General features: G+C 64.4%; 3 protein-coding genes and 1 pseudogene. 2 read left to right on the top strand and 2 right to left on the bottom strand.

From position 1 onward, the window contains the following. Positions 1-164: 164 nt before the first annotated feature. Both MRBLPB4O_RS19800 and MRBLPB4O_RS19795 read left to right on the top strand, forming a co-directional pair. A complete protein-coding gene (locus MRBLPB4O_RS19800; protein ID WP_341796367.1) occupies positions 165-13,118 on the top strand; it encodes a non-ribosomal peptide synthetase in 12,954 nt (4,317 codons plus the stop codon). Positions 13,119-13,233: 115 nt separating this feature from the next. Beyond that, positions 13,234-14,358 carry an IS481 family transposase gene (locus MRBLPB4O_RS19795; RefSeq protein WP_341796366.1) on the top strand — a complete coding sequence of 375 codons (1,125 nt, stop codon included), beginning with the start codon at positions 13,234-13,236 and terminating at the stop codon, positions 14,356-14,358. 773 nt (positions 14,359-15,131) lie between these two features. On the opposite strand, the pseudogene MRBLPB4O_RS19790 reads toward MRBLPB4O_RS19795, so the two are convergent. Further along, a pseudogene (locus tag MRBLPB4O_RS19790) lies at positions 15,132-15,374 on the bottom strand (RHS repeat-associated core domain-containing protein); the annotation flags it as partial. 540 nt (positions 15,375-15,914) lie between these two features. Then, on the bottom strand, positions 15,915-16,673 hold the full coding sequence (dsbG, locus tag MRBLPB4O_RS19785) for a thiol:disulfide interchange protein DsbG (protein ID WP_341796365.1): 759 nt from the start codon (positions 16,671-16,673) through the stop codon (positions 15,915-15,917). Position 16,674: the final 1 nt, after the last annotated feature.

Here is a 16,674-nt window from a genome sequence, read left to right as displayed (position 1 = left end):
GTGTGAAACGGTTCACCCTTGGCCCCTTCTGGCACCGCGTAATCCCCGCTAATTTCTGCCCCCGCCCATCCGTTCTCCTGTGTACATCCTCGGTCGCCACTCGCTGTCCGCCCACGTTCGCGGAGCAGCCGGCACGCCCCAACAGACACTGGCAGGAACACCCCATGACGGACGCCTTCGAACTCCCGCTCTCGCTGGTCCAGGCACTGGCGCAACGCGCCGCGCAGACCCCGGACAAGATCGCCTTGCGCTTTCTGGCCGACGCCCCCGGCGAGCAGGCCGTGCTCAGTTACCGGGACCTCGACCAGCGCGCACGCACCATCGCCGCCGCCTTGCAGGCCCGTGCCGGCTTCGGCGACCGTGCGGTGCTGTTGTTCCCCAGTGGTCCGGACTACGTGGCGGCGTTCTTCGGTTGCCTGTATGCCGGGGTGATCGCGGTGCCGGCTTACCCGCCGGAGTCTGCGCGTCAGCACCATCAGGAGCGTTTGCTGTCGATCATCGACGATGCCGAGCCGCGCCTGCTGCTGACGGTCGCGGCGTTGCACGGCAGCCTGCAAGGCCTGGAAGCGCTGGCGGCGGACAACGGCCCTGAACTGCTGGCGGTGGACGGCCTGGACCCGGCGCTGGCCGCGGACTGGCGCGAGCCCGCGCTGCAAGGTGATGACATCGCCTTCCTGCAGTACACCTCTGGTTCCACTGCGCTGCCCAAGGGCGTGCAGGTCAGCCATGGCAACCTGGTGGCCAACGAGCAGTTGATCCGCCAGGGCTTCGGCATCGACCTCAACCCCGACGACGTGATCGTCAGCTGGTTGCCGCTGTACCACGACATGGGCCTGATTGGCGGCCTGCTGCAGCCGATCTTCAGCGGCGTGCCGTGCGTGCTGATGTCGCCGGGTTATTTCCTGGCCCGGCCGCAGCGCTGGTTGCAGGCCATCAGCGAGTATGGCGGTACCATCAGCGGTGGCCCCGACTTTGCCTACCGCCTGTGCAGCGAGCGGGTCAGCGAGGCCTCGTTGGCCGGTCTCGACCTGAGCCGCTGGCGCGTGGCCTATTCCGGCTCCGAACCGATCCGCCAGGACAGCCTGGCGACGTTCGCCGACAAGTTCCGGGCCTGCGGCTTCGACCCGCAGAGCTACTTCGCCAGCTACGGCCTGGCCGAAGCCACCCTGTTCGTCAGCGGCAGCCGCCGTGGCCAGGGCATCGCCGCGCTGGAACTGGACGCCGAAGCCTTCGCCGCCAACCGCGCCGAGCCGGGCAAAGGCAGCGTGCTGATGAGCTGCGGCTACCCGCAGCCCGGTCACGCGGTACGGGTCGTCGAGCCGCAGCACTTGCAGGTGCTGGGCGACAACCAGGTCGGCGAAATCTGGGCCGGTGGCCCGAGCATCGCCCTGGGTTACTGGCGCAACCCCGAAGCCAGTGCCCGCACCTTCGTTGAAATGGACGGGCAGACCTGGCTGCGCACCGGTGACCTGGGCTTCATGCGCGACGGTGAGGTGTTTGTCACCGGGCGCCTGAAAGACATGCTGATCGTGCGCGGCCAGAACCTGTACCCGCAGGACCTGGAAAAAACCCTCGAACGCGAAGTCGAGGTGCTGCGCAAAGGCCGGGTGGCCGTGTTTGCCGTCGAGCAGCAGGGCGAGGAGGGCATCGGCGTGGCGGTGGAGATCAGCCGCAACGTGCAAAAGGCAATCAAGCCCCAGGACCTGATCAAAACCCTGCGCCAAGTGATCGCCGACGCCTGCCGCCAGGCCCCGGCTGTGGTCCTGTTGCTGAACCCGGGCGCGCTGCCCAAGACCTCCAGTGGCAAGCTGCAGCGCTCGGCCTGCCGCCTGCGCATGGACGATGGCAGCCTGGACTGCTACGCCCGCTTTCCTGATGTGAGCGAAGCCGCTGCAAGCGCGGCTGCTGGCGATGAACTGCAAACACGCATCGCCGCCGTGTGGCGCGACATCCTCAAGCTGGAGGCGGTTGCAGCAGACGACCACTTCCTGCTGCTGGGCGGCAACTCCATCGCCGCCACCCAGGCCACCGCACGCCTGGCCGATGAGCTGGGCATCAACCTGAGCCTGCGCACCCTGTTCGAAGTGCCAGTGCTGGCTGATTACAGTAACGCCGTGGCCTCGATCATCGCTGAAGGCGCAGCCGGCACCGCCACCATCGCAACGCTGGAACGCGCCCAGGCCTTGCCCCAGTCGCTGGCGCAAAACCGCTTGTGGCTGATGTGGCAGCTGCAGCCACAATCGGCCGCCTACAACATCCCGGCCGGCCTGCAACTGCGCGGCGAGCTGGATGAAAGCGCCCTGGAAGCCGCCTTCCACATGCTGGTGGTGCGCCACGAATCCCTACGCACCGTATTCAGCGAAGAAAACGGCCTGGCCCTGCAACGCATTTTGCCGCACCAGCCGTTCAGCCTGCGCCGCCTGGGTCTCGAAGGCCAAACCCCCGAGCAGGTCAGCGCCGAGCGTGAAGCCGAAGCCCGTCAGCCGTTCGACCTGACCCAGGGCCCGTTGCTGCGGGTGACCCTGGCACGCCTGGACGACGAACACCACCAGCTGTGGGTGACCCTGCACCATATCGTCGCTGACGGTTGGTCGCTGAATATCCTGCTGGATGAATTTGCCAAGCTTTACGCCGCCCGCTGCCAAGGCCTTGAGGCCAACCTGGCGCCGCTGACCCTGGGTTACGCCGACTACGGCACCTGGCAGCGACAATGGCTGGCCGCCGGTGAAGCCGAGCGCCAACTGCAGTACTGGAAGGCACAGTTGGGCAATGAACTGCCGGTGCTTGACCTGTGCACCGACCACCCCCGCGCCAGCCAGCGCGAGTACAGTGCTGCGCGGTTCAACCTCAAGGTGCCTGCCAAGCTTGCCGAAGCCCTCAAGGGCCTGGCCCGCGAACAGCAGGCCAGCCTGTTCATGGTCCTGCTGGCCGGCTGGCAGGCGCTGTTGCACCGCTACAGCGGCCAGGCTGACATCCGCGTCGGTGTGCCCAACGCCAACCGCCCGCGCCTGGAAGCCCAAGGCATGGTCGGCTTCTTCATCAATACCCAGGTACTGTGCGCGCAGCTCGATGGCCGCCTGCCATTCGCGCAGTTGTTGGCCCAGGTGCGCCAGGCCACCCTCGCGGCGCAGGCTAACCAGGACCTGCCGTTCGAACAGCTGGTCGAAGCCCTGCCTGACGCCCGTGAGCAAGGCTTGTTCCAGGTCATGTTCAACCACCAGCAACGCGACCTGTCGGCCCTGCGCCGCCTGCCGGGGCTGTTGGCCGAGGAGCTGCCGTGGCACAGCCGCGAAGCCAAGTTCGACCTTCAGCTGCACAGCGAAGAAGATCATCAGGGCCGCCTGAGCCTGGCCTTCGACTATGCCGCAGAGCTGTTCGAAGCCAGCACCGTCAAACGTCTCGCCCATCACCTGCTGGCGCTGCTGGAGCAGGTGTGCGCCGCGCCGCAGCGGCCGCTGGGCGAAGTGCAATTGCTCGACGAGCCTGGCCGCGCGCAACTGTTGGGCTGGGGCCGCGCACCGGCTGCCGCGCCGCCAAGCCTGTTGGTCGAACAACTCAACGAACAGGCCCGCCAGACCCCTCAACGCACTGCACTGGCCTGGGACGGCGGCAGCCTCGACTACGCCGAACTGCACCAGCAGGCCAACCGCCTGGCCCATTACCTGCGCGACAAAGGCGTCGGCCCCGACACCTGCGTAGCCATTGCCATCGAGCGTTCGCCACAGTTGCTGGTTGGCCTGCTGGCCATCCTCAAGGCCGGAGGCGCCTACGTGCCGCTGGACGTCGACTACCCGGCCGAACGCCTGGCCTACATGCTCGCCGACTGCAACGCCGGCCTGCTGCTGAGCCACAGCAGCCTGCTGGGCAAGCTGCCGCAAGTCGACGGGGTCAGCGCCATTGCCCTCGACCAGTTGCACCTGGACAGCTGGCCCAGCCACGCGCCTGGCCTGCACCTGCACGGCGACAACCTGGCCTACGTGATCTACACCTCCGGCTCCACCGGCCAGCCGAAGGGCGTGGGCAATACCCATGCGGCGCTGGCCGAGCGCCTGCAGTGGATGCAGGCCACCTACGCGCTGAATGACAGCGATGTGCTGATGCAAAAGGCGCCGATCAGCTTCGATGTGTCAGTGTGGGAATGCTTCTGGCCGCTGGTAACCGGCTGCAAGCTTGTACTCGCCGGCCCCGGCGAACACCGCGACCCGCAGCGCATCGCCGCGCTGGTACAGGCCCATGGCGTGACCACGCTGCACTTCGTGCCGCCGCTATTGCAGGTGTTTGCCCAAGAGCCGCAGGCGGGCGCCTGCAGCAGCCTGCGCCGGGTGTTCTCCGGTGGCGAAGCATTGCCTGCGGCGCTGCGTGACCGCGTGCTGCAAGTGTTGCCGCAGGTGCAGTTGCACAACCGCTATGGCCCGACCGAAACCGCTATCAACGTCACCCATTGGCACTGTCAGGCGGCGGACGGCGAGCGCTCGCCCATCGGCCGCCCGTTGGGCAATGTGCTGTGCCGTGTGCTGGACGATGAGCTTGAACTGGCCGCCCCCGGTGTACCGGGCGAGTTGTACCTCGGTGGCGCGGGCCTGGCCCGTGGCTATCTGGGCCGCCCCGGCCTCACTGCCGAGCGCTTCGTGCCCCAGGCCGACGGCCATGGCGAGCGCCTGTACCGCAGCGGCGACCGCGCCCGCTGGCAGGTGCAGCTTGAGGCCCTGGAATACCTCGGTCGCCTCGACCAGCAGGTAAAAGTGCGGGGTTTCCGCGTCGAGCCAGAAGAAGTACAGGCTTGCCTGTTGGCACAGCCGGGTGTGGAACAGGCGCTGGTGCTGATTCACAAGGACGCCGTTGGCGCGCAGCTGGTGGGTTACTACAGTGGCAGTGCACAGCCAGCCGAAGTCTTGGCCGTGCTGGCTGAGCAACTGCCCGCGTACATGGTGCCGGCCCAGCTTATCCCGTTGGCACAGCTGCCGCTGGGCCCCAGCGGCAAGGTCGACCGCAAGGCACTGCCGGCCCCGGTGTGGCAGCAACGCGAACATGTCGAGCCCCACACCGAGTTGCAGCAACAGGTCGCCGCCATCTGGCGTGAGGTGCTGAACCTGCCGCGCGTCGGCCTGCAGGACGACTTCTTCGCCCTGGGCGGGCACTCGCTGCTGGCCACTCAGATCGTCTCGCGCAGCCGCCAGGCCTGCGATGTCGAGCTGCCGCTCAAGGCGCTGTTCGAAGCCAGCGAACTGGGCGCTTTCTGTGCCGAGATCGCACGTATCCGCGCGGCCGGCGAGCGCAACCTGCAAGGCGCAATCGCCCGCGTCGACCGCCGTCAGGCGGTGCCGCTGTCGTATTCGCAGCAGCGCATGTGGTTCCTCTGGCAAATGGAGCCGGACAGCCCGGCGTACAACGTCGGCGGCATGGCACGCCTGCGCGGCACCCTGCATGTGGACGCTTTCGAGCGTGCGCTGCAGGCGCTGATCGTGCGCCATGAAACCTTGCGCACCACCTTCCCCAGCGTCGACGGGGTGCCGTACCAGTGCGTGGCCGAAGACAGTGGCCTGCACCTCGACTGGCAGGACTTCAGTGCCTTGCCCATTGATGCCCGCCAGCAACACCTGCAACAACTTGCCGACGACCAGGCGCACCAGCCGTTCGACCTGGAGCGCGGCCCGCTGCTGCGCGCCTGCCTGGTCAAGGCTGACGAGCGCGAGCATTTCTTCGTGCTCACCCTGCACCACATCGTCACCGAAGGCTGGGCCATGGACATTTTCGCCCGCGAGCTAGGCGAACTGTACGAAGCCTTTGTCGATGACCGCGAGTCGCCGCTGGCGCCGCTGCCGGTGCAATACCTGGACTACAGCGTGTGGCAACGGCAATGGCTGGAAAGCGGCGAGGGCGCTCGTCAACTGGCCTACTGGAAGGACCGCCTGGGCGACGAGCACCCGGTGCTGGCGTTGCCTGCCGACCGCCCGCGCCCGGCAGTACAGAGCCACCGCGGCGAGCTGTACCGCTTTGAACTCGACCCGGCGCTGGTCGCCCGCGTGCATGCCTTCAACAGCCAGCGCGGCCTGACCTTGTTCATGACCATGACCGCCACCCTGGCCGCCTTGCTGCACCGCTACAGCGGCCAGCGTGACCTGCGCATCGGCGCGCCGGTGGCCAACCGCATCCGCCCGGAAAGCGAAGGCCTGATTGGCGCATTTCTCAATACCCAGGTGCTGCGCTGCGAGCTGGATGGCCAGATGACCGCCAACGCACTGCTGGAGCAGATGCGCCAGGCAGCCATCGAAGGCCAGTCGCATCAGGACCTGCCGTTCGACCAGTTGGTGGAGGCGTTGCAACCGCCGCGCAGCAGCGCTTACAACCCGCTGTTCCAGGTGATGTGCAACGTGCAGCGCTGGGCTTTCCAGCAAAGCCGCACACTGGCCGGCATGCAGGTGGATTACCTGCTCAATGACGCCAGTGCCACCAAGTTCGACCTGTACCTGGAGGTCACCGACCTCGACGGCCGCCTGGGTTGTTGCCTGACCTACAGCCGCGACCTGTTCGACGAACCCCGCATAGCGCGCATGGCCGAGCACTGGCAGCAGCTGTTGGTCGGCCTGCTCGACAACCCGCAACAGCGCCTGTGCGAGCTGCCGATGCTGAGCAGCGCCGAACAGCAGGTGCTGGCGGGCCAGTTGCAGGGCGAGCAGGACTTCGACCTCGACCAGACCCTGCACGGCCTGTTCGCCGCCCAGGCGGCGCGCACACCACAGGCTGGCGCGCTGACCTTCGCCGGCCAGCACATGAGCTATGCCGAGCTCGACCAGCAGGCCAACCGCCTGGCCCGTGCCCTGCGTGAGCGTGGCGTCGGCCCGCAGGTGCGCGTGGGCCTGGCACTGGAGCGTTCGCTGGAAATGGTCGTCGGCCTGCTGGCCATCCTCAAGGCCGGCGGCGCCTACGTGCCGCTTGACCCCGAGTACCCGCTCGACCGCTTGCGCTACATGATCGAAGACAGCCGCATCGGCCTGCTGCTCAGCCAGCGTGAGCTGTTGCAAACCCTGGGCGAGCTGCCTGGGGGCGTGGCCCGCTGGAGCCTGGAGGACGATGCCGCCAGCCTGTCGGCCTACAGCGATGCGCCGCTGGACAACCTCAACCTGCCGCAGCATCAGGCGTACCTGATCTACACATCCGGCTCCACCGGCAAGCCCAAGGGCGTGGTGGTCAGCCATGGTGAGTTCGCCATGCATTGCCAGGCGGTCATCGCCGCGTTCGGCATGCGCAGCGATGATTGCGAGCTGCATTTCTATTCGATCAACTTCGACGCTGCCAGCGAGCGCCTGTGGGTGCCGTTGCTGTGCGGTGCCCGCGTGGTGCTGCGCGCCCAGGGGCAGTGGGGCGCCGAGGACATCTGCCAGCTGGTGCGCGAGCAGCAGGTGAGCATCCTGGGCTTTACCCCCAGCTACGGTAGCCAGCTGGCGCAATACCTGGGCGGGCAGGGCGAGCAACTGCCGGTGCGCCTGGTGATCACCGGTGGCGAAGCGCTGACCGGCGAGCACCTGCAGCGTATTCGCCAGGCCTTTGCGCCGCAGCAGTTCTTCAACGCCTACGGCCCGACCGAAACCGTGGTCATGCCGCTGGCCTGCCTGGCGCCAGAGGCGTTGCCTGCAAACCTTGGCAGTGTGCCGATTGGCCATGTCATCGGTAGCCGCTCGGCCTACATCCTCGACGAAGACCTGGCCCTGTTGCCGCAAGGTGGCATCGGTGAGCTGTATGTCGGCGGCGCCGGGCTGGCTCAGGGGTATCACGACCGGCCGGGCCTGAGCGCCGAGCGATTCGTCGCGGACCCGTTCAGCGCCGAAGGGGGCCGCTTGTATCGCACGGGCGACCTGGTGCGCCTGGGCACTGACGGCCTTGTCGAGTACGTCGGCCGTGCCGACCAGCAGGTGAAAATTCGCGGTTTCCGCATCGAACTGGGCGAGATCGAGAGCCGCTTGCAGGCGCATGCCGATGTCGACGAGGCCGTGGTGCTGGCCTTGGATCTACCGGGCGGCAAGCAGCTGGTGGGTTACCTGTTGTGCAAGCAGGCCACGGCTGGCAGCGAGGCGCAAAGCCAGCTGCGTGAAGCCGTGAAGGCTGATGCCCGCCAGCACCTGCCGGATTACATGGTGCCGGCGCATCTGGTGTTGCTCGACAGCTTGCCGCTGATGGGTAACGGCAAGCTCGACCGCCGTGCGCTGCCACTGCCAGACCTGGAGCAGGCGCGTCAACAGTACCAGCCCCCCGGCAACGAGGTGGAAGCGCAACTGGCGCAGATCTGGCGCGACGTGCTCAACGTTGCCCGGGTAGGGGTGCAGGATAACTTCTTCGAACTGGGCGGCGACTCGATCCTGTCGATCCAGGTGGTCAGCCGGGCCCGTCAGGCCGGCTTGCAATTCACCCCGCGCGACCTGTTCCAGCACCAGACCATCCAGACCCTGGCGGCCGTGGTTCGGTACAGCGAAGCCGCGAGCAGCATCGAGCAGGGCTTGCGCCAAGGCCAGACCGGCCTGACGCCGATCCAGCACTGGTTCTTCGACAGTGAAGTGCCACAGCCGCAGCACTGGAACCAGGCGGTGCTGCTGGAAGCTCGCCAACCATTGGATGAGGCCGCACTTGGCCAGGCATTGGCTGCGCTGGTGCAGCACCACGACAGCCTGCGCCTGCGCTTCGACGAGGCCCGTGGCCGCTGGCAGGCCGAATACGCCCAGCCTGACGCGAGGCAATTGCTGTGGACCGCCACCGTGGCCGATTTTGCCGATTGTCAGGCGCTGTACACCGACCTGCAGCGCAGCCTCGACCTGCAGCAAGGCCCGCTGCTGCGCGCCTTGCTGGTGCGGGACGGGCAAGCCAGCCAGCGTTTGTTGGTGGCGATCCATCACCTGGTGGTCGATGGCGTGTCCTGGCGGGTGCTGCTGGAAGACCTGCAGGCGCTTTACCGTGGCCAACCGCTACCGGCCAAGACTCACAGCATGGGCGACTGGGCCGCGCGCTTGGCCAGCTACGCCGGCAGCGATTCGCTGCGGGACGAACTGGGCTGGTGGCAAAGCCAGCTGGGCGGCGTGCGCCGCGAACTGCCGTGCGATCATCCGCAGGGTGGCAACCTGCACCGCCACGCCCATACCCTGGCCATCGGCCTGGACGTGGAGCAGACCCGGCAATTGCTGCAACAGGCTCCGGCGGCCTACCACACCCAGGTCAACGACCTGCTGCTGACTGCACTGGCGCGGGCGCTGTGCCGCTGGAGCGGCGATGAGGAAGTGCTGGTGCAGCTTGAAGGCCACGGCCGTGACGGGCTGTTCGAAGACATGGACCTGACCCGCAGCGTCGGCTGGTTCACCAACGCCTATCCACTGAGCCTGCGCCCGCTGGCAGGCGAACACGAGGCGGCGCGGGCCGGCTCGATCAAGCGCATCAAGGAACAACTGCGCCAGGTGCCGCACAAGGGCTTGGGTTACGGGGTGCTGCGCTACCTCGCCGACCCGGCCTGGCGCGAACAGATGGCAGCCTTGCCGCAGGCGCGTATCACCTTCAACTACCTGGGCCAGTTCGACCAGCAATTCGACAGTGCGGCGCTGTTCCAGCCACTGGAGGCACCGGCCGGTCTGGCGCATGACCTCGACGCACCGCTGCCAAACTGGCTGAGCGTCGATGGCCAGGTGTACGGCGGCGCCTTGCAACTGCGCTGGACCTTCAGCGCCGAGCGCTATGACCCGCAGACCATCGCCCGCCTGGCCGAGGCCTATCGCCAGGAGTTGCTGGCGCTGGTCGCGCATTGCCTGGCCGATGGCAACGGCAGCTTCACCCCGTCGGACTTCCCGCTGGCGCACCTGACCCAGGAGCAGATCGACGCATTGCCGGTACCGGCTGCGCAGATCGAGGACGTTTTCCCGCTGACGCCAATGCAGGAAGGCATGCTGCTGCACACCCTGCTGGAGCCGGGCACCGGCCTCTACTACATGCAGGACCGCTACCGCATCAACAGCGCCCTGGACCCTGAACGTTTCGCCCAGGCCTGGCAGGCGGTAGTGGCGCGCCACGAAGCGTTGCGCGCCTCGTTCAGCTGGAACAGCGGCGAGGCGATGCTGCAGATCATCCACAAACCGGGCAACCTCGCGGTGGACTACCAGGACTGGCGCGGCCTTGCTGACGACGCCCAGGAGCAGCGCCTGCAAGCCCTGCACAAGCAGGAGCGCGAGGCCGGGTTTGCCCTGCTCAGTGAAGCACCGTTCCACCTGCGCCTGGTACGCGTGGCCGACGAGCGCTACTGGTTCATGATGAGCAACCACCACATCCTGATCGATGCCTGGTGCCGCTCGCTGCTGATGAACGATTTCTTCGAGGTCTACCAGGCCCTCGGCGAAGGCCGTCAGGCCCAGTTGCCGGTGCCGCCGCGTTACCGCGATTACATCGGCTGGTTGCAGCGCCAGGGCCTGGACGACGCACGCGCCTGGTGGCAGGCCAACCTGGCCGGCTTCGAGCGCGCCACGGCCATCCCCAGCGACCGCCCGCTGCGCCATGACCACGCCGGTAGCGGCATGATCGTCGGCGATTGCTACACCCGCCTGGAGGTAAGTGATGGCGTGCGCCTGCGCGAACTGGCCCAGGCTCACCAGCTTACCGTCAACACCTTCGCCCAGGCGGCCTGGGCGCTGGTGCTGGCGCGCTACAGTGGCGACCGCGATGTGGCCTTTGGCGTGACCGTGGCCGGGCGCCCGGTGAGCATGCCGCAGATGCAGCGCACCGTTGGCCTGTTCATCAACAGCGTTGCCCTGCGTGTGCAGTTGCCCGTATCGGGTGAGCGTTGCAGTGTGCGCCAGTGGTTGCAGGGCCTGCTGCAAAGCAACATGGAGCTGCGCGAGTACGAGTACCTGCCGCTGGTGGCGATCCAGGAGTGCAGCGAGCTGCCCAAGGGCCAGCCGCTGTTCGACAGCCTGTTCGTGTTCGAGAACGCGCCGGTGGAAACCGCCGTGCTCGACCACGCCCAGCACCTGAACGCCAGCTCCGACTCGGGCCGTACCCACACCAACTTCCCGTTGACGGCGGTGTGCTACCCGGGTGATGACCTGGGCCTGCACCTGTCGTTTGACCAGCGTTACTTTGATTACCCGACCGTCGAGCGCCTGCTGGCCGAGTTCAAGCGCCTGCTGCTGGCGCTGGTGCAGGGCTTCGATGGAGAGGTGAGCGCGCTGCCTCTGATGGGCGCAGACGAACAGCGCTTCCTGCTGGAAGACTGCAACCGCACCGAGCGGGCTTATCCGCTGGAGCAGAGCTACATCGCGCAGTTCGAAGCGCAGGTGGCTGCGCACCCTGAACGTACTGTGGCCCGCTGCCTGGAGGCCTCCTATGACTACGCCGGGCTGAACCTGGCGGCCAACCGCCTGGGCCACGCCTTGATCTCGGCCGGCGTAAAGGTGGACCAGCCGGTGGCGTTGCTGGCCGAGCGCGGGTTGCCGCTGCTGGGCATGATCGTTGGCAGCTTCAAGGCGGGCGCCGGCTATCTGCCGCTGGACCCGGGGCTGCCGGCTGCGCGCCTGCAAAGCATCATCCAGCTCAGCCGTACCCCGGTGCTGGTGTGCAGCGCGGCCTGTGCCGAGCAAGGCCGGCAGTTGCTGGGTGAGCTGGACGTTGCGGTACGGCCACAACTGCTGGTGTGGGAAGACACCCAGGCCAGCCAGGTTGCCAGCCACAACCCAGGCATCCACAGTGGCCCGGACAACCTTGCCTATGTGATCTACACCTCCGGCTCGACCGGCCTGCCAAAAGGGGTGATGGTCGAGCAGCGCGGCATGCTCAACAACCAGTTGAGCAAGGTGCCGTATCTGGCGTTGAGCAATCAGGACGTCATTGCCCAGACAGCTTCACAAAGCTTCGACATTTCGGTGTGGCAGTTCCTTGCCGCGCCGCTGTTCGGCGCCAGGGTCGAGATCGTGCCCAATGCCATCGCCCATGATCCGCAGGGCCTGCTGGCGCATGTGCAAGCCACCGGCATCACCGTGCTGGAAAGCGTGCCGTCGCTGATCCAGGGCATGCTGGCCAACGACCACCAGGCCCTCGACGGCCTGCGCTGGATGCTGCCGACCGGCGAGGCCATGCCACCTGAGCTGGCCTCGCAGTGGTTGCAGCGGTACCCGCAGATCGGCCTGGTCAACGCCTACGGCCCGGCAGAATGCTCCGATGATGTGGCGTTCTTCCGCGTCGATGCCGCATCGACCCAAGGCAGCTACCTGCCGATTGGCACGCCGACCGACAACAACCGCCTATACCTGTTCGGCGAGGAGCAGGCGCTGGTGCCGCTGGGCGCGGTGGGCGAGCTGTGCGTGGCGGGTACCGGCGTGGGCCGTGGCTATGTCGGCGATCCGGTGCGCACTGCCCTGGCGTTCATCCCACACCCCCATGGTGCCGCGGGCGAGCGCCTGTACCGCACCGGTGACCTGGCGCGCCAGCGCCCGGACGGTGTGCTGGAGTACGTCGGGCGCATCGACCACCAGGTGAAGATTCGCGGCTACCGCATCGAACTGGGCGAAATCGAAGCCCGCCTGCACGAGCAGGCCGAGATTCGTGATGCGGCGGTGGGCGTGCAGGAAGGCGTCAACGGCAAGCACCTGGTCGGTTACCTGGTGGCACACCAGGGTATCGCCGCCGATGCCGCATTGCTGGAGCAGATCAAGCAGCGCCTGCGTGCCGAGTTGCCGGAGTACATGGTGCCGCTGCACTGGGGTTGGTTCGACAGCCTGCCGCACAACGCCAACGGCAAACTCGACCGCAAGGCGCTGCCGGCCATCGACATTGGCGGCCAGCACAGCCAGGCCTATCAGGCGCCGCGCAATGAGCTGGAGGAGGTGCTGGCGGGTATCTGGGCCGATGTGCTCAAAGCCGAGCGGGTGGGGGTGCACGACAACTTCTTCGAGCTGGGCGGGCATTCGCTGCTGGCCACGCAGATCGCTTCGCGGGTGCAGAAGCAGCTGCAACTGAACGTGCCGCTGCGGGCGATGTTCGAGTGCAGCACGGTGGAGGAGCTGGCCGAGTATGTGCAGGGGTTGCAGGGCAGTGCGCTGGATGACGACAAGGTCGACCGGCTCAGTGACCTGATGGCGGAACTGGAGGGGCTGTGATGGGCAGGGGCGCTTGGTGCCCCTTTCACAGGGTGTAGAGACCGGACACATGGTGGACACGTGTACGGAGACATGGTTGACACTTTCTGGTAGCCCACTTGCCAGGATTTTCACCATGCCTTGGAACGTGAGAAACGCCATGAGCCTGAAAGAAGAGTTCGTATCCCTGGCGCGACAACCGGATGCCAATATTCGAGCGTTATGCCGACACTTCAGTATCAGCCCTCAAACCGGATACAAATGGCTGCGCCGTTTTGAAGAAGGCGGCTCGGCCGCTTTACAAGAGCGATCTCGGCGGCCGGCTAGCAGCCCTCGCTTGACCGAGGCTAGCTTGGAAGCCCAAGTCGTAGCCCTTCGACAGGAGCATCCGGCCTGGGGCGGACGCACCATCAGCAACCTGCTGAGCAAGGGTATTGCCCCCAGTACCGTCACTAACGTGTTGCACCGTCATGAACTGATCCAGAGTCCTGAAAAGACGCGAGAGGCGCGGCTTAGGTTTGAACACGATGCGCCCAACGATCTCTGGCAGATGGACTTCAAAGGCCACTTCGCCCTGCAGCAAGGCCGGTGCCACCCGCTGACCATTCTTGACGATCACTCCCGCTTCAACTTGGCCATTCATGCTTGCGATAACGAGCGAGGAGCGACGGTCAGGGCTAAAATGATCGAGGTCTTCCAGCGCTATGGCCTACCGGTACGAATCAACGTCGATAATGGTGCTCCCTGGGGTTCGCCGCGCAACCCTGGAGAGGTGACAGAACTAAGTATCTGGTTGATTCAGTTGGGAATAAGGATCAGTTTTAGTCGCCCGTACCACCCTCAGACGAATGGCAAGATTGAGCGTTTCCACCGCTCCTTGAAGGCTGAAGTACTCGATGGTCGGCAGTTCTCGACCCTGGAACAAGCCCAAACGGCGTTTGATCGATGGCGTGAAATTTACAACCTACAGCGACCCCACCAGGCTTTGGGGTACCAAGTACCGATGGCCAGATATCACACCAGCCCGTGGGCCTACCCCAATCGGCTTGAGGAGTTTGAATATGGGCCGGACGATATCCTCGCCAAGGTTTATCACAGTCGCTTCCGCTTCCAGAAACGCTATTTCAGCATCGCAAAAGGCCTGGTTGGGCATACTGTAGCGATTCGCCCTGGGCGGGATGGCGGGGACATGTTCGATGTCTATTTTTGCCATCAGCGGCTGCGAACCATCGACGTAAATAAACCTGATTACGGACCATAATGTGTCAACCATGTCTCCGTACACGTGTCAGCGATGTGTCCGGTCTCTACAACAGGGTCAAAGTACCTGAGGAAGTCGCATAATACGCTTGCTGGATATGGCTGAACCCAAGGCTATTTCAGCCCGGGTCAGACGGCCTATGCTGACTTGATGCGGGAAGCCTTGACAGACCAGTGTTAACCATTAAACGAATGCCCCAAAAACTTTTAAAATGGCGCCTCATAAGGTCGAGGCCGCACTATCGGTCCAACCCGCGCCTGCCGGACGATAAATAAGTCATATCCCGATTCCCGAATAGCAATTTGCATTTTTTCATAAGGTTGCTGGGCGGCATGCGAAAAGTCGAAATGCTTCCCAGGTGTGAGGCGGGCCATATTTGGGGTATATACGTTATACGATTGTCCTCCGTCGCCGGAACCGAACATTGACCACGACGAATCCACTGCAACATAAAATCCACGCCCAAGCTCCTGATACCCATCGCGTGATTTTATAAATTTCGGGTCAAGCGATTTCAGTAAGCCCTTTTTATTAGGGGTTGAAGAACCGTGAATACCTATCCGGTCCCACCCCGGTGGAATTTCATCAACGGCTGGGCTGGCTACTAGCGAACGGGCCGAGCCAAACTCATGTCGCCTTCCCAAAGTTCTTTTATAGTTAGACATATTTTCATTAAACTCCTCCAGGTTTATTTCAAATCTTGTCTTACTTTTGTGTAGGCTTGGGAACATAGTTCGAAGCCTAATGATATTCCAGGATTGCACCGGGGTTCGCCCATCGGGATCAGATAAATTTATCGGGTCGCACAGGCAATAACAATACGGGTTAAGACCTCCAGATCCGAAAGGGCTCACAGCATCTGGAGAAGTGAAGCGCATCAAGGCTGGGTTAAAAAATCGATAGCCAGCGCCCAGTGCATAATTATAAGTTACTGGGTCAGATCGCTCCCCATTAAATCCAGTAGCAGCCATCTGCATTGGCGCAGGGGGGCAATAACCATATGGCGAATAGGCAATAGCGTGGGTCATGCTGTTCTTCTTGAATATGTGCCTGGCAATCGACATGGCGGTGTTCTCCAAGCTTGACACTCTGCTTGTAAGTATTGCATTGCAGAAGGGTAATGAAAACTAGCAAAAATAATAGGTTCAATAATTGCGCGATGCTCGAGTGTGGCGCGCTGGATAGCACAGACTTTGCCCGTGTTCGCGGGTAAACCCGCTCCTACACCCGACCGCGCAGGCCTTTCGAATTTAGAGCAAGACAGTTGTTCCTACATCTACAGCGTATGTCTTGCGGCAGGCTAGTAGCCTTGCGATCACATGCCTGGCGCAAAATCCCGCCGTTAGCACGAACCCCCGTAGGAGCGGGTTCACCCGCGAACACCGGCGTAGCCGGTGCCATGCCCCGCGTCGCCTGCTTCGCGGGTATGAACCCTTTGATACAGCCAACCTTTTCAGTGCTGAACACCTCAAAAAGCTTGACCACTCACATATCAAGGAGCGAACTTCGCGCGCGATGCGCTCGATCTGTGTATCACAGCAACATTCAAGAGAAGCCTAGCGCTTGCCCAGAATCTTCCCCAGCATCTCCGGCCGTGGTGCCCCTTGCTGGCTTTGCAGGTTGCCTTGCTCATCTTGGTAGAAAATGGCCGGGGTCGCCTGCAACCCCATCTCTTCCATCAACGCCATGTTCGCCGCCAGCTTCTGTTGCACAGCCTCTGGCACCTGTTCCAGCGCCTTCAGGGTGCTGGCCTTACCGGCCTTCTCGTGCTGTTGCAGTGCCTTGGCCGGGTCTTTCGCCGCCAGCAGCGCCGCCGACTTGCCCGGGCTGTCTTCGCGGATGATGCCGACCATGATATGGCGCAACTGCACCTTGCCCGACTTCACCCAGGGCCGCGCCTGTTCCCAGAACATGTTGCAGTACGGGCAGTTCGGGTCGCTGAACAGGTACACCTTGCGCGGCGCATCGGCCTTGCCGTCGGCGATCCACGCGGTCTTTTCCATTTTCGCCCAGATTTCCTTGCTCATCGGCGCGTATACCAGCTTTTGCAGCGGCTCGGCGCTCAGGTCCTTGCCCTGTTCGTCGAACAGGCTGCCGACCAGCACGTGCTTGCCGTCAGGGGTCAGGTACAGGGCCAGGGCGTTGTTCTGGTACTCGGCGGCATAACCGCGCAGGCCGTTGGGCGCATCGAAGCTGCCCTTGATCACGGCGCCCTTGGCTTGCAGCTGCTGAACTGCCTTGGGCAGTTCTTCGGCCTGCAGGGCAGGGGAGGCCAGCAGGGCCAGGGACAGGGGCAGCAGTGCAGTCAATCGCATG

This window comes from Pseudomonas sp. LPB4.O, from assembly GCF_038383825.1.
GTDB classification, from domain to species: Bacteria; Pseudomonadota; Gammaproteobacteria; order Pseudomonadales; family Pseudomonadaceae; genus Aquipseudomonas; species Aquipseudomonas putida.
The sequence above is the reverse complement of the archived record's forward strand: the minus strand, read 5'-3'. Positions and strand labels throughout refer to the sequence as shown.